Annotated in this window: 22 protein-coding genes and 1 tRNA gene; 14 read left to right on the top strand and 9 right to left on the bottom strand. The window is 65.3% G+C overall.

What is annotated here, in order from left to right; translation table 11 throughout:
* The first annotated feature begins 68 nt into the window (after nucleotides 1-68).
* Together ASC68_RS14100 and ASC68_RS14105 are read left to right on the top strand one after the other, a co-directional pair.
* Nucleotides 69-362, top strand: coding sequence for a hypothetical protein (locus ASC68_RS14100; RefSeq protein WP_156387335.1), 294 nt, complete (start codon nucleotides 69-71; stop codon nucleotides 360-362).
* Nucleotides 363-388: 26 nt separating this feature from the next.
* Nucleotides 389-1,006 (top strand): LysE family translocator, encoded by a 618-nt coding sequence (locus ASC68_RS14105; protein ID WP_055880333.1) that lies wholly within the window; start codon nucleotides 389-391, stop codon nucleotides 1,004-1,006.
* 6 nt (nucleotides 1,007-1,012) lie between these two features.
* Here ASC68_RS14105 and ASC68_RS14110 read toward each other — a convergent pair whose 3' ends face one another.
* Nucleotides 1,013-1,843: an NYN domain-containing protein gene (locus ASC68_RS14110; protein ID WP_055880334.1), complete on the bottom strand. Its 831-nt coding sequence runs from the start codon at nucleotides 1,841-1,843 to the stop codon at nucleotides 1,013-1,015.
* Between the two features lie 114 nt (nucleotides 1,844-1,957).
* On the bottom strand, nucleotides 1,958-3,361 hold the full coding sequence (locus ASC68_RS14115; RefSeq protein WP_055880337.1) for a phosphomannomutase: 1,404 nt from the start codon (nucleotides 3,359-3,361) through the stop codon (nucleotides 1,958-1,960).
* Between the two features lie 103 nt (nucleotides 3,362-3,464).
* Here ASC68_RS14115 and ASC68_RS14120 point away from each other — a divergent pair, with 103 nt between their 5' ends.
* The 4 genes from ASC68_RS14120 to ASC68_RS14135 all read left to right on the top strand — a co-directional run bounded on the left by ASC68_RS14120 (nucleotide 3,465) and on the right by ASC68_RS14135 (nucleotide 5,895).
* Entirely contained in the window at nucleotides 3,465-3,695 is a 231-nt protein-coding gene (locus ASC68_RS14120) for a hypothetical protein (protein ID WP_055880340.1), read from the top strand.
* A gap of 39 nt (nucleotides 3,696-3,734) precedes the next feature.
* Entirely contained in the window at nucleotides 3,735-4,298 is a 564-nt protein-coding gene (locus ASC68_RS14125) for a DNA-3-methyladenine glycosylase (protein ID WP_055880343.1), read from the top strand.
* Nucleotides 4,299-4,382: 84 nt separating this feature from the next.
* The gene (locus tag ASC68_RS14130; protein ID WP_156387336.1) at nucleotides 4,383-4,688 is read left to right on the top strand and encodes a hypothetical protein; all 306 of its coding nucleotides are present in this window, start codon (nucleotides 4,383-4,385) and stop codon (nucleotides 4,686-4,688) included.
* A gap of 91 nt (nucleotides 4,689-4,779) precedes the next feature.
* On the top strand, nucleotides 4,780-5,895 hold the full coding sequence (locus ASC68_RS14135) for a PQQ-dependent sugar dehydrogenase (protein WP_055880349.1): 1,116 nt from the start codon (nucleotides 4,780-4,782) through the stop codon (nucleotides 5,893-5,895).
* Between the two features lie 7 nt (nucleotides 5,896-5,902).
* On the opposite strand, the gene ASC68_RS14140 is transcribed toward ASC68_RS14135, so the two are convergent.
* A tRNA-Ile gene (locus ASC68_RS14140) sits at nucleotides 5,903-5,978 on the bottom strand.
* Nucleotides 5,979-6,174: 196 nt separating this feature from the next.
* Between ASC68_RS14140 and ASC68_RS14145 the strand changes: the two genes are divergently transcribed.
* Both ASC68_RS14145 and ASC68_RS14150 read left to right on the top strand, forming a co-directional pair.
* Nucleotides 6,175-6,615 (top strand): SRPBCC domain-containing protein, encoded by a 441-nt coding sequence (locus ASC68_RS14145; protein ID WP_055880352.1) that lies wholly within the window; start codon nucleotides 6,175-6,177, stop codon nucleotides 6,613-6,615.
* A 142-nt stretch (nucleotides 6,616-6,757) separates the two neighbouring features.
* The gene (locus ASC68_RS14150) at nucleotides 6,758-7,312 is read left to right on the top strand and encodes a dihydrofolate reductase family protein (RefSeq protein ID WP_055880354.1); all 555 of its coding nucleotides are present in this window, start codon (nucleotides 6,758-6,760) and stop codon (nucleotides 7,310-7,312) included.
* A 60-nt stretch (nucleotides 7,313-7,372) separates the two neighbouring features.
* Here the strand turns inward: ASC68_RS14150 and ASC68_RS14155 are convergent, their stop codons facing one another.
* Together ASC68_RS14155 and ASC68_RS14160 are read right to left on the bottom strand one after the other, a co-directional pair.
* Complete coding sequence (locus ASC68_RS14155) at nucleotides 7,373-8,812, bottom strand: aldehyde dehydrogenase family protein (protein WP_055880356.1); 1,440 nt, start codon at nucleotides 8,810-8,812, stop codon at nucleotides 7,373-7,375.
* A 142-nt stretch (nucleotides 8,813-8,954) separates the two neighbouring features.
* The gene (locus tag ASC68_RS14160) at nucleotides 8,955-10,109 is read right to left on the bottom strand and encodes a fumarylacetoacetate hydrolase family protein (RefSeq protein ID WP_055880359.1); all 1,155 of its coding nucleotides are present in this window, start codon (nucleotides 10,107-10,109) and stop codon (nucleotides 8,955-8,957) included.
* A gap of 231 nt (nucleotides 10,110-10,340) precedes the next feature.
* Here ASC68_RS14160 and ASC68_RS14165 point away from each other — a divergent pair, with 231 nt between their 5' ends.
* Together ASC68_RS14165 and ASC68_RS14170 are read left to right on the top strand one after the other, a co-directional pair.
* Nucleotides 10,341-11,075, top strand: coding sequence for an SIMPL domain-containing protein (locus ASC68_RS14165; protein ID WP_055880361.1), 735 nt, complete (start codon nucleotides 10,341-10,343; stop codon nucleotides 11,073-11,075).
* 139 nt (nucleotides 11,076-11,214) lie between these two features.
* Nucleotides 11,215-11,997 carry an SIMPL domain-containing protein gene (locus ASC68_RS14170; protein WP_197421225.1) on the top strand — a complete coding sequence of 261 codons (783 nt, stop codon included), beginning with the start codon at nucleotides 11,215-11,217 and terminating at the stop codon, nucleotides 11,995-11,997.
* A gap of 3 nt (nucleotides 11,998-12,000) precedes the next feature.
* Here ASC68_RS14170 and ASC68_RS14175 read toward each other — a convergent pair whose 3' ends face one another.
* A complete protein-coding gene (locus ASC68_RS14175) occupies nucleotides 12,001-12,825 on the bottom strand; it encodes a sulfite exporter TauE/SafE family protein (RefSeq protein ID WP_244488501.1) in 825 nt (274 codons plus the stop codon).
* Between the two features lie 279 nt (nucleotides 12,826-13,104).
* Between ASC68_RS14175 and ASC68_RS14180 the strand changes: the two genes are divergently transcribed.
* The 3 genes from ASC68_RS14180 (at nucleotide 13,105) to ASC68_RS14190 (ending at nucleotide 17,087) form a co-directional block, all read left to right on the top strand.
* Nucleotides 13,105-15,828 carry an OmpA family protein gene (locus ASC68_RS14180; RefSeq protein ID WP_055880368.1) on the top strand — a complete coding sequence of 908 codons (2,724 nt, stop codon included), beginning with the start codon at nucleotides 13,105-13,107 and terminating at the stop codon, nucleotides 15,826-15,828.
* Between the two features lie 154 nt (nucleotides 15,829-15,982).
* Nucleotides 15,983-16,534: a TIGR00645 family protein gene (locus ASC68_RS14185; RefSeq protein ID WP_055880371.1), complete on the top strand. Its 552-nt coding sequence runs from the start codon at nucleotides 15,983-15,985 to the stop codon at nucleotides 16,532-16,534.
* 169 nt (nucleotides 16,535-16,703) lie between these two features.
* Complete coding sequence (locus ASC68_RS14190; protein WP_055880373.1) at nucleotides 16,704-17,087, top strand: hypothetical protein; 384 nt, start codon at nucleotides 16,704-16,706, stop codon at nucleotides 17,085-17,087.
* An 82-nt stretch (nucleotides 17,088-17,169) separates the two neighbouring features.
* Here ASC68_RS14190 and ASC68_RS14195 read toward each other — a convergent pair whose 3' ends face one another.
* The 3 genes from ASC68_RS14195 to ASC68_RS14205 all read right to left on the bottom strand — a co-directional run bounded on the left by ASC68_RS14195 (nucleotide 17,170) and on the right by ASC68_RS14205 (nucleotide 19,343).
* On the bottom strand, nucleotides 17,170-18,183 hold the full coding sequence (locus ASC68_RS14195) for a DUF4424 family protein (RefSeq protein ID WP_055880376.1): 1,014 nt from the start codon (nucleotides 18,181-18,183) through the stop codon (nucleotides 17,170-17,172).
* A 70-nt stretch (nucleotides 18,184-18,253) separates the two neighbouring features.
* On the bottom strand, nucleotides 18,254-18,868 hold the full coding sequence (locus tag ASC68_RS14200) for a GyrI-like domain-containing protein (protein ID WP_055880379.1): 615 nt from the start codon (nucleotides 18,866-18,868) through the stop codon (nucleotides 18,254-18,256).
* Nucleotide 18,869: 1 nt separating this feature from the next.
* Nucleotides 18,870-19,343 (bottom strand): Lrp/AsnC family transcriptional regulator, encoded by a 474-nt coding sequence (locus tag ASC68_RS14205; protein WP_055880382.1) that lies wholly within the window; start codon nucleotides 19,341-19,343, stop codon nucleotides 18,870-18,872.
* A 150-nt stretch (nucleotides 19,344-19,493) separates the two neighbouring features.
* On the opposite strand from ASC68_RS14205, the gene ASC68_RS14210 reads away from it, so the two are divergent.
* The gene (locus tag ASC68_RS14210) at nucleotides 19,494-20,189 is read left to right on the top strand and encodes a tellurite resistance TerB family protein (RefSeq protein WP_082528168.1); all 696 of its coding nucleotides are present in this window, start codon (nucleotides 19,494-19,496) and stop codon (nucleotides 20,187-20,189) included.
* Nucleotides 20,190-20,199: the final 10 nt, after the last annotated feature.

Here is a 20,199-nt window from a genome sequence, read left to right on the forward strand (position 1 = left end):
CGCCCCCCCACTCCATGGGCCAGGTGGGCCGGCTCTACCGGCAGGAGGCTGCCCGCTGGCTTTGCCGCATGATCGTTCGCGCCTTCGGCCTGCTCTATCTGGCAGCGCTCGCCTTTACCGGCATCAGCGCCACGGGCTGGTTCGATTTCGCCCCCGCCCCGCTGGCCGGCGTCTTCCTCGTCGTCCTCGGACTGCCCTGGACGCTCGCTGCAGCCTGGTTCCCCGATCCACTGCAGCCGCTCGCTGCGGCCATTGCGCCGCTGGTGACGCTGGTGCTGCTCTGGAGCTACTGCCACTGGCCCCGCCGCAACTGGGCCCGCCGCCCATCGGCTGAGCTTGCCGCCCCTCCCCGCCGGGGCTAGAACGGCGGCCTGCTTCGGAGCCCGCCATGGATATCGTCACCCTCGCCGCCTTCACCATCGCCTATGCCATCGCGGTGATCGTGCCGGGCCCCGGCGTTGCGGCGGTGGTGGCACGAGCGCTGGGCGGCGGCTTCCGTTCGGCTTTCCCGATGGTGCTGGGGATTCTCGCCGGCGACCTGGTCTACCTGGTGTTCGCGCTGTTCGGCCTCGCCGCCATCGCCACCTGGTTCGGCCCGGTGTTCTTCGTGGTGAAATGGGCCGGCGCGCTCTACCTGCTCTATGTCGCTTGGCAGTTCTGGAGCGCCAAGCCCGGCTCCGAGCAGATCGGCGCCAAGACCGAGGCGAACCGCTGGAAGACCTTCCTCTCCGGCTTCGCCCTCACCATGGGCAACCCCAAAACCATCGTCTTCTACCTGGCACTGCTCCCCACCGTCATCCCACTCGACAAGCCGATCAGTGCACTGGGTTTCGCCGAACTCACCGGCATTGTGGTCGTGGTGCTGCTCGCCATCGGCTGCGCGTATGCCGGCCTCGCCGCCGCGGCGCGGGACTTCTTCAAATCGAGCAAGGCGCTCCGCATCCTCAACCGCACGGCTGGGGTAATCATGGCCAGCGCCGCGGCGTTCGTGGTGGTGCGGGAGTAAGGCAGTCTAGCTGGCCGTAGGCCCGGCGACCACCGGCTGCGCCTCGGTAGACGGCTTTGACACCTTCTTTGGTTTCATTCTGATCTGCGTGCACCGACCGTCCTCTTGGTTGCCCTCGAGGCAACTGGTCCTGTCGACAAGCTCGCTGAACAAGCCGCTTCCATAGTTCTGCGGCTTGAAAGCCGGATCAAGCTTGCGAACCTCGCTAATGACCGTCGCAATTGCGACCCACTTGCCACCGGCACCTGTCTCTCCAAGCGCACGCAGAATCAGGCGTTCGGCCTCCGCAACCGGCGCATGGGCCACAATTGGTTTGAGGGCGCTGGACGGCGCGGATTTCGTCGGCTCGACGGGGGGTGTTTTCGCCGGCTTGGCGGGTATCGCTCTTACCGACTTGGGTGCCGACTTCGGTACGAGCGTGCCAATCTCAACGAACTCCCGGCAAGCTCGTCGAAAACTCTCAGCGGTGTCGGCGCGACCGAAGCCAAAGACCTCCAGCCCGTGCTCGCGTATGCGCGTTGCCAACCTCGTGAAATCGCTGTCGGAGGACACGATGCAGAATGCGTCAAGTCCGCCGGCGTGCAGCAAGTCCATCGCATCAATCACCAGAGCAAAGTCAGTTGCGTTCTTGCCTGGTACGTTTGCGAACTGCTGCTGCGGAACGATCGCATGCGTGATGAGTGCCGGCTCCCAACTCTTCGCCTGCCCCTTGCTGAAATCGCCATAGGCGCGGCGCACGGTCGCTGTCCCAAGCTTGGCGATTTCCTCGAACAACCTGTCGTTGCTCTTTGTAGATGCGTTGTCCGCATCGATCAGCACCGCAAGTCGCCTCTGCATGCCATTCGCCATTACTCGCCCCATCAGCACTCAATGGACTCAATATGGCAACGAGCTGCGGCGCGGGGAGTACTCGCGCTGCGCGATCCTGAAACTTACTTAATCAATTGAGTATTACCGCACCACCGCGCTCGCGGCGGCCAGCCCCCAATCCAGCAGCTCTTTCGCCCGCTCCGGCGTCACGCCCTCGACATAGCAGCGCAGCTCCGGCGCATTGCCGGAGGCGCGGTAATGCACCGTGTCGCCTGAAACCAGCGAGAAGCGCGGACCATCGATAGTCGAGACCGATTGCACCTCGCCCACCGGCGCGAAGAACTCCTTGGCGTAGCCGGGCTGCTCGACCAGCCCCTTGAGCAGCGCGGCGCTGCGTTCGTTCGCCACATGCGCCAGCCGGTCGCTGAGCGCGGCGCGCACCGGCAGGGTCCGCACCAGCCCGGCGACGCTCTCGCCGAGCTTCGCCGCCGTGCCGAGTACCGCCAGCATCGGCAGCACCGCGTCGCGGGTCGGCAGCGGGCTCAGCACGCGGCCGTTGATCGTCACGGCGCTGCCCAGCAGCAACCCACCATTGGCCTCGAACCCCACCACGGCGCCGGGCGAGCCGGCGGCCGCATCTTCCATGCCGGTGATGACATAGGGCGAGCCGACCCTGGTGCGATCGACCCGGCCGAACCAGCCGACGCCTTCGATCGCCGAGTTGGAGGTGACCGGGGTCACCACCCGGTCGGCCCCGAGGAAACGCGCCGCCAGCATGCCCAGCACGTCGCCGCGCACGAAACTGCCCTCGCCGTCGATCAAGAGCGGCCGATCGCCGTCGCCATCGGTCGAAACGATGGCATCGAGCCGGTGCTGCCGGATCCAGCCGAGGCGCGGTTCGAACAGTGGATCCGAGAACGCCTCGGTATCGACGGCAACGAAACTGTCGGAACGGCCGAGCCGCACCACGTCGGCACCGGCCCGGGTGAGGAACGACACCAGGAGGTCGCGCGCCACTGAGGAGTGCTCGAACACCCCGATGCGCCAGCCCTTCAGCGCTGCCGGATCGAGCAGACCGCGATAGCGCTGCCGATAGCGGTCGCCGGCGGCTATGCTGCCATCCTCAGCCGCCCCCTCGCCTGCCGGAACGGCATCACTCAGCGCCGCGGCGATGCCCGTCTCGTCGGCCTTGGTGATCTCGCCCGCCGCGACGTAGAACTTGAGCCCGTTGCGGTCGGCCGGAATGTGGCTGCCGGTCACCATGATCGCCGGCCCGCCCAGCGCCATGGCATGGAGCGCCAATGCCGGGGTCGGCAGCACGCCGCAATCGACCGGCACCAGCCCCGCCGCGCGGATCGCCACGGCGCAATCGGCAACGATCGCCGGGCTCGAGGCGCGCAGATCCCGCCCCAGATAGACCCGCCCACCGGCGACCATCCCGATATGCTTGAGGAACGCCGCCGTATAGCGCCGCGCCGCGCCGCCGGTGAGATCGACCGCGAGGCCGCGCAGGCCGCTGGTGCCAAACTTCAGTGAATCCGCCATGCCGCACTCCTATCCCGTGAGCTTTGTCATGGCCTTGGCCGCTCCCGCAAGCGCCGAGGCATCCTTAACCTTTCATTCATCTTGCGCCCTCAGTCTCGCCGCCATGCAGATTCAGAAGCGCACCATGAACTGGCTGCCGCGCGCCTCGCTCTACGACGAGGCCGAAAGCGCCCGGCTGAAGCGCCGGGCCCAGGCCCAGTCGGATCTTGCGACGTCCGCCAACAACAACTCCGCCCTGATCTCCAGCGGCACCTCGAGTGTCGGCGAATCGATCAACCTGACGCTGCGCATCGCCGCGGCCCGCCTGCAGAACGGCACCACCAAGAAGGTCTAAAGGGTTGCATTGGCTGGGGGTATTGCCCAGTTTCGGCGCATGCCTGCCTTCGACTCGATCGCCTTCTTCAACCGCGAAGTCACCCTCGTCGCCCGCGAAGTGCTGGGCGCCGAGTTCCTCGTCGATGGCGTCGGCGGCCTCATCGTCGAGACCGAAGCCTATCACCCGACCGATCCCGCCTCACACTCGTACCGCGGCCGCACCGAGCGCAACGCCTCGATGTTCCTCGGCCCCGGCCATGTCTATGTCTACCGCTCCTACGGCATCCACTGGTGCTTCAACTTCGTCTGCGCCGACGCCTCCGCCATCCTCATCCGCGCCATCGAACCCACCGCCGGGATCGAGAAAATGGCCGAGCGCCGTGGCCTCGCCAACACCCGCGATCTCTGCTCCGGTCCCGGCAAGCTCGGCCAGGCCCTCGCCGTGACCCGGGCACATGACGGCTTGATGGTCGACGGCCCGCCCTTCAGCTTCCGACCTGCCGATGCTCAGCGCCCGGTGGTGATCGGCCCCCGCATCGGTATCACCAAGGCCGCCGACCTGCCCTGGCGCTTCGGCATTGCCGGCTCGGCCTTTCTCAGCAAAGCCTTCCGCACGACTTGATATCAGCAGCGGTCCGTGGTCGCACCGGGTTCCCCTTTGCGGCGGCTTTGGATAGGTTGCGCCCGAACTGAACAGGAGATGCCCGTGGCGGTCGATGCGCTGATCAAGGAATTGCTGGCAACCGGCAGCATGAACGAGGAAACCACCGCCGACCTGAACCGCTGGCAGGCCGAGTTCGCTGGCGGTACGCTGCACGCGGACGATGCCGCCTATATCGAGGCGCTGCACGCCAAGCTCAGCGGCGCCCCGCTTCCCGAGGTCGAAGCCGCGCCTGCTGCCGAACCGGCCCGCATCGACGGCCTCACCATCGAGGATTGGCGCGACCGCGCCTTGCGCGCCGAGGGCGAACTGGCCGCCCTCAAGGACAGCGTCAGCACCACCAGCGCCTGACCTCCCTACTCGCGCCGCTTTGACCTCCGATTGACTGGACATCACCCGCCGCAGCGTGGGTGATAAGCACCTGTCATTGCGGAGGAATCACATGCGCCTGTTGCTCGCCGCCCTCGTCGCCTTCAGCGCCGCACCTGCCCTGGCCCAACCGGTGGCGTTGATTGCCCGACTGCTCACCGACGGGCTCGACCAGCCGGTCTACGCGGTCGCGCCGCCGGCCGATCCGCGGCTGTTCGTCCTCGAGCAAACCGGGCGCATCCGCATCCTCGTCGATGGCCAGCTCGCCAAAGCCCCATTCCTCGATCTCAGCGGCAGCGTCAGCAGCGGCGGCGAACGGGGCCTGCTCGGTCTGGCTTTCCACCCCGATTACGCCAGCAATGGCCGCTTCTTCGTCAACTACACCGACAAGGACGGCGACACCCGCATCGTCGGCTACAAGGTCTCCGCCGATCCCGCCGTCGCCGACCCCAACTCGGCGGCCGAACTGCTGCACATCGACCAGCCCTATGCCAACCACAACGGTGGCTGGCTCGGCTTCGGCCCCAACGGCTACCTCTATATCGGCATGGGCGATGGCGGTTCGGGCGGCGACCCCGAAAACCGGGCACAGAACCCCGACGAACTGCTGGGCAAAATCCTCAGGCTCGATGTCGACGGCGGCACGCCCTACGCCATCCCAGCAGGTAATCCCTTCGCCAATGGCGGCGGTCGTCCCGAGATCTTCGCGCTCGGCGTCCGCAACCCCTGGCGCCCGGCCTTCGACGGCACCGATTTCTACATCGCCGATGTCGGCCAGAACGCCTATGAGGAGATTACCGTCATCGGCGCCGAGGATGCCGGCGCCAATCTCGGCTGGAAGGTGATGGAAGGCCCGGCCTGTTTCGGCGCCGAGACCTGCGACCAGGCAGGCCTCGTGCCGCCCACCTACAGCTACTCGCACGACACCGGCGGCTGCTCGATCACCGGCGGCTATGTCTATCGCGGCAAGGCCATCCCCGAGCTCGCTGGCCAATACTTCTTCGCCGATTTCTGCGACAGCCGCGTCCACTCCTTCGCCTACGCCAACGGCCGGCACGGCGACATCACCTACTGGAACGAACAGTTGGGCGCGCTCGGCGCCATCACCTCGTTCGGTGTCGACAGCCAAGGCGAGCTCTATATCACCACGATCGAGGGCAACCTGTTCGAGGTGGTGCGGGCTGAGTGACAGAGGTTGGTGGGCCCACCAGGACTCGAACCTGGAACCAGACCGTTATGAGCGGTCGGCTCTAACCATTGAGCTATGGGCCCCTGCCCCGAGAACGGAGCGCCGCCTCCTTAGCAAGAGGCGGCAGCGAAGCAAAGCCATAGGTCGCAAGACCTTGCTTCCGCCCACCATTCTCCGTCCATCGCCCCCGCAGCGCCGCGCTGCCCGATACGCGTTCGCAGTCCCTTGCACCCGTCCGGCACTGGTGCACAGTTGCCTGAGCGTATCTGGGAGACGCCAATGGCTCTTCATCGCACCGATTTCGAGATCAATGCCTCCGATGAGCAAGTGTGGGCCGTGCTCGCCGACCTCGATCGCTACGCCGAGTGGAACCCTGCGCTGCCTGCCATCTCGGGTGAGCTTCGCGCGGGCAGCGTGCTGTCGATGACGCTGGCGCTGCCGGGGCGTCCGCCCCTCAACGTCAAGGCCAATGTCCTCGAGGTCATCCCCAACCGGCGTCTCACCTGGCGGGGCCACCTTGGCACAGACGTGCTGTTCACCGGCTACCGCGAGTTCGCGATCGAGCCAGTCGCTGCCGACCGGGTGCGCTTCACCCACATCGAAGATCTTCGCGGCTGGCTCGCCCCCGTCTTCGAGCTCGTGATGGGCGGCCCGGTACAGCGCCACCATGAGAACCTCAACGAATCTCTGAAGAACCGAGCGGAGGCGAAGGCGCGCTGAGAGGGCCTCGTCGTCTCCGATCGCGCGCCATCTCGGCCTCCCTCAAAATTTTCTCACTCCCCCTGTCGATTGCGCCTTTTGCCACTCGTTGTGTTGTCGAAGCGGCATCATTTCCGACTGCCGACAACGCAAGGAACTTCAAATGCGTAAGATCACTGCAGGCTTCTTTCACTCGGTCGATGGTGTCATCGAGTCCCCCAACCTCTGGCAGGGCGACGCCTTCGACAACGAGCTGGGCGCGCTGCTCGGCGAGGTGATGGGCAAGACCGACACCGTCATCATGGGTCGGGTCGGCTACCAGGACTGGGCCGGGTACTGGCCCAACGCCGAGGCCGACCAGGGCTTTGCCGACTACATCAACGCAGTGCCGAAATACGTGGCCTCCCGCACCCTGAGTCAGGAACAACTGAGCTGGAAGAACACCACGCTGATCAAGGGCGACCTGCTGGATTTCGCCCGTGACCTGAAGAACCGCGAGGGTGGCGACATTGCCGTCATGGCCGGCGTCGACGTTGCACGCCAGCTGTTCTTTGCCGGACTGCTCGAAGAGCTGACGCTGATCACCCATCCGGTAATCGCCGGCAAGGGCAAGCGCATCTTCGAGGCTACCGACCCGATCACCCAGCTCGTGCTCAAAAGCTCGACGATCACCAGCAAGGGCAATGTCGTCGTGACCTACGGCCTGCGTCCCGCCTGACGAATGCAAAGCCCGCGCATCGAGCGATGCGCGGGCTCAATCAACTCGGAACGGCTGGCCTTAGCCGGCGGCGGTGTAGGCCGTCTTCACCTGGGTGAAGAACTCCGCGGCGTATTTGCCCTGTTCCTTGGGGCCGTAGCTCGAGCCCTTGCGGCCACCGAACGGCACGTGGAAATCGACGCCGGCGGTCGGCACGTTGACCATCACCATGCCGGCTTCGGCGTTGCGCTTGAAGTGCGTGGCGTATTTCAGCGAGGTGGTAACGATGCCGGCCGAGAGGCCGAACTCAGTGTCGTTGGCGACCGCGAGCGCCTCGTCATAGTCTTTCACCCGGATCACCGCGGCCACCGGCCCGAAGATCTCCTCGCGGGCGATGCGCATCTGGTTGGTCGCCTCGGTGAACAAGGCCGGCTGCAGGAAGTAGCCGGGGTTGTCGCGCTGCACCAGCTCGCCGCCGACCACCAGCTTGGCGCCCTCGCCCTTGCCGATCTCGATATAGTCGGTGTCCTGCTTGAGCTGGCCCGGATCGACCACCGGGCCGATCTCGGTGTCCTTGGCAATGGCGTCGCCGACCCGGAGGTTGCGGATGCGCTCAGTGAGCGCCGCGACGAACGCATCATGGATGCCCTCGGTGACGATCAGCCGCGATGAAGCCGTGCAGCGCTGGCCGGTCGAGTAGAAGGCGCTCTGCGCCGTGGTCTCGACCGCCACCTTGAGGTCGGCGTCGTCGAGCACGATGGTCGGGTTCTTGCCGCCCATTTCGAGCTGGAACTTGCGCATCACCTTGACGCTCGCCTCGGCGACGCGGCGGCCGGTATTCACCGAGCCGGTGAAGGTCTGCGCCACGATATCCTTGCTGTCGAGCATCGCCTGGCCGACCACCGAGCCCTTGCCCATCACCAGGTTGAGCACGCCCTTGGGCAGCCCGTTGCGATGCAGGATATCGACGATGGCCCACGAGCAGCCCGGCACCAGGTCGGCCGGCTTGAACACCACGGTGTTGCCGTAGCAGAGCGCCGGCGCGATCTTCCAGGCCGGGATGGCGATCGGGAAATTCCACGGCGTAATGATGCCGACGACACCCATGGCCTCGCGCGTCATCTCGACGCCGACGCCCGGACGCACCGACGGCACGCTCTCACCCGAAAGGCGCAACGCCTCGCCAGCGAAGAACTCGAAGATCTGCCCGGCGCGGGTGACTTCGCCGATGCCCTCGGCAAGAGTCTTGCCTTCTTCGCGGCTCAACAGCTCACCGAGTTCGGCCTTGCGGGCGAAGATCTCATGGGCGGTCTTCGACAGGATTTCCCAGCGCTGCAGGATGCCCGAGCGCGACCAGGCCGGGAACGCCGCCTTGGCCGCCGCGATGGCGTCGAGCGTGTCCTGCTGGCTGGCGCGCGCATAGACGCCGACGACCTCGTTGGTGTTGGAGGGGTTGATATTGTTCACCCCGTCCCCGCCGACCCATTCGCCGTTGATGAGATTCTTGTGCAGTTCGGTCATGGGGAGTTCCTCTTCACAGGTGCCATAGAGCACCTCGTTTCAACCAACCCCGGTGTCATCCGGGCGAAAGCCGGGATCCATTTCTCCGCCGGCGTTGACGGCGAGTTGGGTCCCTGCTTTCGCGAGGGATGACATCGAGTATTTACAACAACCCAGCCTTTGCCAGGTCGCGCAGCAGGTGGCTGGCGCCGTAGGTCCAGGGGGCGGCCTCGGTGGCGAGGCGCACAGTGTTAGATAGGGTGCCGAGCGACGGCGTCGAGATCGACACCACGTCGCCCAGCTTGTGGGTGAAGCCCTTGCCGGCGCCGCCACGATCCTTCACCGGCGCGAACATCGTGCCGAGATAGACCACCAGCCCATCCGGATACTGGTGATGCCGGCCAACGGTGGCCGCGACGATCGCTTCGGGCGAGCGCGAGATCTGGCTCATGTTGGAAACGCCGGTCAGTTCGAACCTGTCCTCGCCGGTGACGCTGAGCGCGATATCGGCGGCCTTCACCGTCTCGATAGTGAACTTGCCGTCGAACAGCCGGATGAACGGCCCAAGCGAAGCCGAAGCGTTATTGTCCTTGGCCTTGCCGAGCAGCAGTGCCGAACGGCCCTCGACATCACGCAGGTTCACGTCGTTGCCGAGCGTTGCGCCGACAATGGTGCCCTTGGAGTTCACCACCATCGCCACTTCCGGCTCCGGGTTGTTCCACTCCGAGATCGGCAGGATGCCGACATCGGCGCCGAACCCGACCGAAGCCATCGGCTGGCACTTGGTGAAGATCTCGGCGTCCGGCCCGATGCCGACTTCGAGATACTGGCTCCACACGCCGCGCGCGATCAGTGTCTTTTTCACTTCCATCGCGGCGGGCGAACCCGGCTCGAGCTGGCTGAGATCGGTGCCGACCAGCCCCAGGATATCCTTGCGCAGTTCGTCGGCCTTGGCCTTGTCGCCGCGCGCCTGCTCCTCGATGACGCGTTCCAGCAGCGACACCACGAACGTGACGCCCGCCGCCTTCACCGCCTGCAGGTCGATCGGCGATAGCAGCGAGGGCGCCGCAATGTCGGTCTTGCCCGACCAGGAGTTGGCGAGGAGTTGATGGAGGTTGCCGATCACCGGGCCCTTGGCCGCGGCCACGTAGGCTGCGGGGTCGGCCTGCTCGGCGATATCGCGCGAGGTCGGCGCGGCCTTCGAGGTGATATCGACGATATCCTCGCCGCGCACCGTGATCACCCGCGGATGCTCGTATCCGGGCACCCTCGCCCGACCGAGAAGGACGCCTTCGCTTGGAACGATCGGATTGGCCACGGCACTCCCCCCGGTTTTTCGGACGGGCTACCTAACCCGCCGCCCCAAAGCCTGTCCAGCAGCGGTCGAGGCACGTAACTCAAACTTTCGTCGGTTCGCGACCCAAGGTTCACGCAACCTCCGGCGTCTTATCTCCTGGAAGCGGCGTTCAAATCCCGTTCAGGTTCGCCGCACTAACACCCCGATCGGCTGGGACATATTTCCCAACCGAAGGCCACATAGGAGAGACGCATGCGTCCCATTACTGCCGCCCTCATTCCCCTGTTCCTCGCCACCGCGCTGACTGCCACCCCCGTATTCGCGCAGGAGACACCCGTGAACGGCACCCTTTCAATCAGCGGCCTCGGCGAAGTCACTGCGGCGCCCGATACCGCCTTCGTCAATTCCGGTGTCACCAGCCAGGGCGCCACCGCCCGTGAAGCGCTCGATGCCAATACCAAGGCGATGGGCGAGCTGATCGAGACGCTGAAGGCCGCCGGCATCGAAGCGCGCGACATCCAGACCTCGGGCTTCTCCGTCAGCCCGAACTACGTCTATTCCGACGCGCGTGACGCCAATGGCTACCAGCTGCCGCCCAAGATCACCGGCTACCAGGTCTATAACAACGTCAACGTCCGGGTGCGTGAGCTGGCGACGCTCGGCTCGGTGCTCGACAAGGCCGTAACTGTCGGCGCCAACACCATCAACGGCGTCAGCTTCTCGGTCGCCGACCCGTCCAAGCTCTACGACGAGGCCCGCAAGGCCGCCTTCGCCGATGCCAAAGCCAAGGCCGCGCTTTATGCCGGGGTCGCCGGTGAAGAGCTCGGCAGCATCCGCAATATCAGCGAAGTGCAGGGCATGGGCACGCCGCAGCCCTACATGATGAAAGCCTCGGCCGATTCCGTCGCGGCCGGCGCCGTGCCGATCGAAGGTGGCGAACTCAGCTACTCGATCAACGTCCAGGTCACCTGGGACTTTGCCGACTGACCAGCTTCGTAGAAGCTGCCAATTGCCCCGGCCCGGTGCCGGGGCAAAACTTTTGTGGCACCCCGTTCAACTTGGCCACAATTGCGCCGCCAAGTGTACCGCAGATCATCGCATTGACTGGGGCAATGGGGATTTTACCGTGAAACTGTATCGTTCCGCGTTGGTGCTTGCACTGGCGCTGCTGCCGACGTGTGCGTTCGCACAGGACCCCACCATTGTCCGGCAGGAGATCGACAGACGCCCATACATCTACATTGAGGCCAGCGGACGTATCGAAACCGCCGCGGACCTGACGAAAATCGCGATCAGTCTCTCGGAAAAGCGGAAATCCCCCGAAGAGGCGACCAAGCTTATCTCCGACAAGATCGCCCAGCTTCGCGCCGCGCTGACCCAACTGGGCATCGCCGACAGCTCGGTCGAGACCAAGAGCTTTCAGTTTGCCAAGGTCTATTTGATCGCCAAGGACAAGAAGGGCGAACCTGTTTCCAGTTTCGCCGACCCCGACCGCGACAAGTTCGACGGCTTCCGCGCCACCTACGACGCCGTGGCCACACTGGCAACGACCGATAGGATCGGTGAAGTCCTGAGCAGCGCCAGCGCGCTCGGTATTGAAGTCGACTCCGTAACGTTCGCCAGCTCGCGCGAGGCCGAGTATGTCGAGCAGGTCCGGAAAATCGCGGCCGATAAAGCTCGCAGCCGAGCCGAAGTCTACGCCCAATCGCTGGGCGGTACTCTCGGTGACCTGCTCAATGTCAAAGAGGGAACGGGCTACAACCCCGACACCATGGCTCATACCGCCTTAGAGGGGTACGCGGATCTGGCTGTGCTCGACCCGAGTACAGCTCCCATGGCGATCGCGCCCGGGAAACTGACCTACGAGGCCTCCGTGTCTGCCAAGTGGGCCCTCGCCCCGGCGAAGTAGCCCCTACCCCGCGATCGCCTTCCAGATCATGTTCAGCCCGACCAGGGTCAGGAACACTGCGAAGGCGATCTTCAGGGTGCGCTGCTGCAGCTTGTGCGCCAGTGCTGCGCCCAGGGGCGCGCAGAGCGCCGCGGTGACGCCGATCAGCACCAGCGCCACGATGTTTATATAGCCAAGGCTGAGCGGCGGGCGGCCTTCGACGCTCCAGCCCGAGATGATGAAGCCGAGCGTGCCCGACAGCGCGATGAACACCCCGATCGCCGCCCCGGTGCCCACGGCCTTGTGCATCGAGGCGCCGAAGGCGTGGATGGTCGGCACGCTCAGCGAGCCGCCCCCTACGCCCATCAGCGCCGAGATATAGCCGACCACCGCCGCCGAGATCCGATGCGTCAGAGCCGAATCCCGCAAGTGCCCCATCAGCCGCTCCTGGAACGGCAGGACGATATTTGCAGCGATGAACAACGCGACGACGCCGAACACGATGCGCAGCACATCGCCGGTATAGAGGCCGGCCATCAGCCCGCCGACAAAGGTGGCGACCACCACCACCGGCGCCCAGAGTTTCAGGATGCGATGGTCCACCGCACCGCGCTTGTCATGCGCCCGGGCGCTGGCAATGCCGGTTGGAATGATGATGGCGAGCGAGGTGCCCACCGCAATGTGCTGCACCACGTCGCTGTCATAGCCGAGCAGCGCCAGGGCCGAGGCCAGCGCCGGCACGATGATGGCGCCGCCCCCGATGCCCAGCAGCCCCGCCGCGATGCCGGAAATCACCCCGGTCGCCAGGAGCCCGAGGACAAACGGCCAGTAGCTCAGAAGCTCGCCCAAGATCGACTCCAACAGACCAATGCCTATCGGATCGCACGAATAGGCGCGCCAAGCCTAGGCTGCCGCAACCGAATCCGTCCATTGCTCGCAAGGGTGCGACGGCCCAACTGGTGCCACGATTGACCGGTCCTGTCGCGGTACGGAACCGCACGCGCATCAGGGGCGTTCGGCACATGATGGGCTAATTCATCTCGCCGCAGGTTTCCCAACCGTTCAGGTTCGGTTCAGCAGGTCTGCGTCATTTTTCGAACAACTGACTCCAAAACAAGGATAAAACCCATGCGCTTTCGAAACTGGCTCCTAACCGGCACCAGTCTCGCCGTTCTCGCATTGGTGCCGGGCGCCGCGTTCGCGCAGCAGGCCGAATATGAGGCCCTGCAGCAGGCGCAGGCTTCCGGCGACGCAGACGCGATCAATAACGCCCAGCAGGCGCTGACCGACACCTGCATCGTGAACGGCTACTCGAGTGTCCAGGAATGCATCGCGGCCATCACTGGCGGCGGCCAACCGGCGGCCGACCCGCAGGCGGATGCCGAGGCCCAGGCGGCCGAGGAAGCTCGCGCCGCGGAAGAGGCCAGGGCTGCTGAGGAAGCAAGGGCTGCCGAGGAAGCAGCCGCAGCCGCCGCACAGGCCGAGGCCGACGCACAGGCAGCTGAACAAGCGCGCGCCGCCGAAGAGGCCAAGGCCGCTGAAGAGGCCGCCGCCGCTGCGGCGCAAGCTGAAGCTGACGCACAGGCAGCCGAGGAGGCCAAGGCTGCTGAAGCAGCAGCCGCCGCCGCAGCTCAGGCTGAGGCTGATGCCAAGGCCGCTGAGGATGCCAAGGCCGCTGAAGCTGCCGCTGCGGCCGCGGCTCAGGCCGATGCTGACGCAAAGGCAGCTGAGGATGCCAAGGCTGCCGAAGCAGCTGCTGCGGCTCAGGCCGAAGCTGATGCCAAGGCTGCTCAGGATGCCCAGGCCGCCGAAGCGGCAGCTGCAGCAGCGGCTCAAGCCGATGCCGACGCCAAGGCTGCCGAAGAGGCTAAGGCCGCTGAGGACGCCAAGGCTGCCGAGGATGCACAGGCCCAGTTCGTTGCCGACCTGCAGGCGGCGCTCGACCAGTATCAGGCGGCGCTCAACCAGGCCGCTGCCGGCGACTATGCCGGCGCCAAGCCCCTCGCCGATGCTGCCGCGGCGCGCATCCAGGAGCTCTGCACCGCCAACGGCTACCAGGACATCAAGTCCTGCATCGGCCAGGACCTGCCCCCGCTGCCCGAACCCGCGGCTGAGCAGCCCGCGGAGCAGCCGGCCGAACAGCCGGCCGAGCAGCCCGCGGCTGAACAGCCGGCAGCCGAGCAACCCGCCGAACAGCCGGCGGCTGAGCAGCCCGCCGAACAGCCGGCAGCCGAGCAGCCCGCCGAACAGCCGGCGGCTGAACAGCCTGCGGAAGCCGGCCCGACCGACCAGCCTGCAGACGCCAACGCCACCGACCCGGTTGCCGCCGCGCAGGACCAGTTGGGCACTGCCGTCGAGCTCTACAGCGTCGGCGTCGGCCAGCTCGAAGCCGGCGACGCCTCCGGCCAGTCGACCATCGATGCTGCCAACAAGCAGTTCGCCGACATCTGCGCCGCGCTAGGGGTTGCCGATGTTGCCCAGTGCCTGGCGCAGTACGGCATCACCCTGCCCCCGGTTCCCGAAGTGCAGCCGGCGGCGGAAACCACTCCGCCGATCTCCGAACTGCCGGGCGCCCAGGAAGCCGTGACCCCGCAGGCCGTCGAAGTGCTGCCCGAAACCGTTGCCCCCGAAGAAGCGGCTCCGGTGCTCGACAGCGCCAAGGACTTCGCCACCCAGGTGGTCGATGGCCAGGCGCCGGCCGAACAGCCGGCGGTTGCCGAAGAACCGACCGCTCCGCCGCCGACCGACGACAAGGCTGCTCAGGCCGACATCGCACCGGTCGAGGTGCAGTCGCTGGCCAAGATGGAAGGCGAGAAGATCGCCGTCGACGCCCTGCCGGTGATGGAGGTGCCGCAGAACGTCACCATCATCAACAACGTCACCAACGTGACGAATGTGACCAACATCACGAACAACACGACCAACGTGACGAACAACAACACCGTTATCAACAATAACGGTGGCGGTCAGGGCGGCGGCAAGCCCGGCAACAACTTCACTAACTCGGGCTTCATCTTCCAGATCGGCGTCAACCTGATCATCTCGAACCCGGCCCAGGATTTCGACCGCATTCGCGACAGCGATGAGGACGAGGTCTACTACCAGCGCCTGCCGGGAGGCCGCGTGAAGGAGACCATCGAACGCCCGAACGGCGTGCAGATCGTCACCATCCGCGACAAGTGGGGCAACGTGCTGAAGCGTTCGCGCATCATGCCGGACGGCCGCGAGTACATCCTCGCCTACCAGGACGAGGACGATTTCGAACAGGATGACGACTATTTCGGCAACTGGCGCGACCCGGGCGACGACCTGCCCCCGCTGCGCCTGACCATCCCGATCCGCGACTATATCCTCGATGCCGACGACGCCGACGAGGAAGAGGTTGAGCTGTTCTTCCGCGAACCGCCGGTGGAGCAGGTCCGCAAGATCTACACCATCGAGGAAGTGAAGCGTTCGGCCCGTATCCGTGACTCGGTGCGTCGTGTCGAAGTCGGCGGTCTGACCTTCGACTCGGGTGCGGCGACCATCGCCCGCAGCCAGGTCGGGGCGCTCAGCAAGGTCGCCAACGGCATGCTGGCGATCCTCGAGGACAACCCGGGCGAGACCTTCCTGATCGAAGGCCACACCGACGCCGTGGGCGGCGACCAGGCCAACCTGATCCTGTCGGACCAGCGCGCCTCGACCGTCGCCCGCATCCTGACCGACTTCTACGACGTGCCGCCCGAGAACCTGGTCACCCAGGGCTATGGCGAGCGCTACCTGAAGGTGAAGACGGAGAAGGCCGAAAAGCTCAACCGCCGCGTCTCGATCAAGCGCATCACCTCGCTGATCACGGTTGCCGACCGCAACTAAGGGCAATCGCCTGAACTGACGAACGGGCCGGGGAGCAATCCCCGGCCCGTTAGGTTTTGCGCGCTAAGCGCCATCCCCCACTGCGTCACCCCTGCCCCTTGCCTCACCCCAAAAATCCGCTATCCCTCGTTCGCTAAACCTTGCCGGAGCCACCATGCCCAAGCGTCTCGAACTCGTCATCGAAGCGGTTATCCTCGCCTCGCGCTGGCTGCTGGTGCTGTTCTATCTCGGGCTGGCGGTGGCGCTGGCGGTCTACGCCGCGACCTTCGGGGTGAAGCTGTGGGATTTTGTCAGCCACGTCTTCACTATCGACGAAGCCGATGCGATCCTGAAGATGCTGGCCCTGATCGATGCGGCGCTGGTCGCCAGCCTCGTGGTCATGGTGATCATCTCGGGCTACGAGAACTACGTCTCGCGCTTCGACGACGGCGATGCGGTGCATTGGCTGGGTGAGATCGACGCCGGCTCGCTCAAGATCAAGGTCGCCTCGACCATTGTCGCCATCTCCTCGATCCACCTGCTGCAGGTGTTCCTGAACGTGTCGAGCTATACCGCCGACAAGCTGATGTGGTTCACCCTGATCCACCTGGCCTTTGTCGTTTCGGCGCTGTTCCTTGCCTTCATCGATCGCGTCTCCGCTCAGACCAAATCGATCGGCAAGGCAAACCGCGGCGACGAAAAAGCGGCAAAATCGGCTGAAAGCTGAGCGGTCCGCGACAGCTTTTCTTCATCTCTGGCGCGGCAAAATCGCCAGATTCGTCAGCGGGTTGCGACATCGCGCTGAATCAATCTCGCATTCGCTCACGTTTGCGGGAACGATTCCGCCGGCTGCTGCGTTTTTGGCCCATACGGTACTCAAACAAAGGAGCTTGATCATGGCTGTCCCCGAACGCGATACCGTCTACTCGAGCGATGACGCCAACCGCACTGTCTACACCCGCGAGTCGAGCGCGACTGGCTGGTTCGTTGGCATCATCGTCGCCTTGGCGTTGCTCGCCATTGGCTACCTGGTCTTCTCGGCCAATTCCGGCCCGTCGACCTCGACGACCGTGAACAACACCCCCGCGGTTGAAGCTCCGGCCACTCCGGCCCCGGCTCCGATGACCGAGGCTCCGGCCACGGGCACCGAGACCACGCCGATGGCTCCGGCCGCTGAGCCGGCTCCGGCCCCTGCTGAAGCCGCTCCGGCGACTGAAGCTCCGGCAGCGCCCGCCACCGAGGCTCCGGCCCCGGCGACTGAGGCCCCGGCCGCGCAGTAAGCTCGGTCAATAAGCAGAGCTTGAGCTTCGGATCCTCCCCCGAAGCTCCCTCAACCCCGGCAGTTCCGCTGCCGGGGTTCCTTCATTGCTCGATATCGTAGAAGCTGTAGTAGAGCACCCGCATGTCACGGTCGGGCTCGAAGTTCGAGGCCTGCCAAGCGAACTGCGTGTCGCTGATCTTTTTGGCTTCGAGCGGGCAGAAGGCGACCAGGTCGAGGTTCTTCATCCCTTCCGCCGGGTCTGCCTTGTCGACCACCAGGTTGAACTCCTCGATCGGCCCCTTCCAGAAGTTGCCCGTGGTCAGCACGTAACCCTGCGTCACTACCTCATAACCGCCCTTCGCCTTATAGCGCTGCAGCGCGCTGAGCACTGCATCGTCGATGCAATACTCCGCCCTGGTCGCCGCGACCGTTTCCGGGTCGTCGTACTCGCCGCCGCCCTCATAGACCTGGCCGTAGTCGCTGGGGTACCCATTGAGCGGCGCGTAACTGATCTCGACCACCGTCTCGCCCGGAACGAACGCCTGCTCCCACTCGTAGACCGCCTGGTAGCTCCAGTTCGGCCACCACAGTTCTTCGGCGCTCTCTGGCGCACTGGCGAACCAACCTTTCGCCACGAAGGCTTCGAGCGTCTGGCGATCGAACCGGGTCGCGTCGAACTGTTCGGCCAGTAGCAATGGCTCAAGGCCGGCGGCCTCGATCTCTGCCGTGATGTCCCTGCCTTCGAGCTGGGCGTACTCATGCAGCTTGGCCGTGATCGGCTTGCCGTCCACCTTCACGGCGAAGTCCATGTAGTTCCGTGGATCCGCCAGTTGCTCGATGCTGCCCCCGCCCAGATAGCTCGGCCCACCATCGAGCGGCACCGGCGGCATCGGAAAGCCGATGGTGTGGGTTTCGGCGGCCGAAGCGTCCGAGCGGTATTCGTAGCGCACCCGCACTTCGCGCACGCTCAGGTAGAGGTCCTCGCGCGCAATGGCGATGTTGGCGGCCTGTTTGAATACCACCCCGCCGGCAGGAAATTCGCTGATCACCCCATTGGCCAGCGCCGGAGCCGCGAGGCTGGCGAAGACGATGAAAAGAGCACTGCGGACCAGCATGGGGTTCCTCCTCGGTTCGGACGCCGGCCCTGTGCGGGTTTGCGCCTGAACCGCGGCTGAACCGGCCGGATCAGAGCCGCCGCACCGGCTGCCTGAGGATGGTCTTCAGTTTGTCCGGCGCGACCTTGCGCGGATCGCTGAGATAGATCTCGTGATGGTGGCCGGTCTCCTTGAGCCCGTTCCCCGGCACAAATTCCTGATGCAGCCGCGCCAGCGTCGGCGCCTCGTCGTCATAGCTGCCGATATGCAGCGTCTGCACCGACAGGCCCTCGTGATAGGTCTCGAGCCTGAGACTCGCCGGCGCCGCGCCAAGCTTCTTGCCCGTCTTCTCGACGGCCTTCTCAAACTGCCTGGTCGTGACGAAATCCGGCTGGAGGATCATGATCGTCCACTGCCAGTCGCTCTTCTGGCGGGTGAGAAACGTCGACATGTCGTCGGCCCACCACAGCGCCTCCAGCGGCCCGACCACGTAGTCGCGGCCGAGCTCCGCCTTCGCCGCGAACTTCATCGCGTAGCTCACCGAAAAGAGCCAGGCGACGCCCGTCTTGTAGGCCTCCGCGCTGTTGGGATCGCCTGCACCATCGATCTGCACATAGTGCAGCGGCGGCACGTCGACGATCTCGAACTCACCCTTGGGCGGGTTGTAAAGCGCCTTGTGCTGCTTCTTCAGGTCGAGCTTTTCCATCTCACGCTTTGAGCTCGGGCGGCACGATCAGCGTCGTTTCCTTGGGTGACGACAGGACGATCAGCGTCTCCGTCCGCTGCACCCCCGGCACTTCCTTCACCACCTGGGCAAAGAACCCCTCGAGATCCCGCGTTGTCCTGAGCCGCACCTTCATCAGGTAGTTCCACGATCCCGTGACGTGATGTGCCTCCAGCACCTCCGGCGACCTGGCGATAGCAGCGAGGAACAGCTTCTCGGTCGCCGGATCGCTCCAGCCGACGAACACGTAGGCGAGGAGGTCCAGGCCGACCTTCTCGGGATCGACATGTGCATGGAAGCCGCTGATCACGCCCAGCTTGATCAACCGGCGGATTCGATCGTTGAGGGTGGAGGGCGCGACGCCAAGCGTCTTGCCAAGCTCCGCCACCGGCACCCGATCGTCTACCTGCAACAGAGCCAGCAGCTTGTGATCGATATCGTCGAGACCGCTCGCCATCGGCTCTTGGCCCTCCCCAACTGAACGCCGCCTCAACCTACCCACCGAGCCGAGAAAGGCAACCATTGGCCCTGCGCGAACTTGTCATCCTTGCGCAGCCCCGCCGCGCTACCTAACTCCCGTTCGGAACCAAAAAGCTGGGAGAAGGCCATGTTCAACATCGACGGTATCATCAAAGCCCTGCAGACCGACCCCAATGCCCAGCGGACTGCGATGACGGGCGCCGCCGGGCTTGCCGCCGGCATGCTGCTCTCGGGCGGCGGGCTGGGCAAGATGGTCGGCAACGTGGCCAAAGTGGGCGCGGTCGCGGCGGTCGGCGGGCTCGCCTACTCCGCCTGGCAGGCCTACCAGAAGAACCAGCAGCAGGCCGGCGCCGCCTCGGATGGCGCCCCTGCCCCGACGCAGGATGCTTTCGTGCCGCCGCCGCAGGCCGCCTATCAGGGCGAGGAGCTGGGCAAGACCCTGGTGCGCGCCATGATCGCCGCCGCCAAGGCCGACGGCCAGATCGACGCCGAGGAGAAGGAGCGCATCTTCAAGCGCCTCGAGATCATGCCGCTCTCCTCCGAGGAGAAGGCGTTCGTCTTTGACGAATTGGCGAGCCCGCTCGATATCGACGCCGTCGTCGCCCGCGCCGACACACCCGAGCACGCTTCCGAAATCTATGCCGCCTCGCTTGTCGCCATGCAGCCCGATACCCCCGCCGAGCGGGCTTATCTTGAAGCGTTGGCCTTCAAGCTGAAGCTGCCCGCCGGCCTCGTCGCCGAAATCCACCGCCAGGCCGGGCACACTCCGCCGGCTCCGGTTTCGTCTTCGGCTGCGTCCTACGTGCCAACCAGCAGCGTCTGAGTTACAAGGC

Origin of the sequence: Devosia sp. Root105, from assembly GCF_001424865.1 — a bacterium.
Lineage (GTDB): Bacteria > Pseudomonadota > Alphaproteobacteria > Rhizobiales > Devosiaceae > Devosia_A.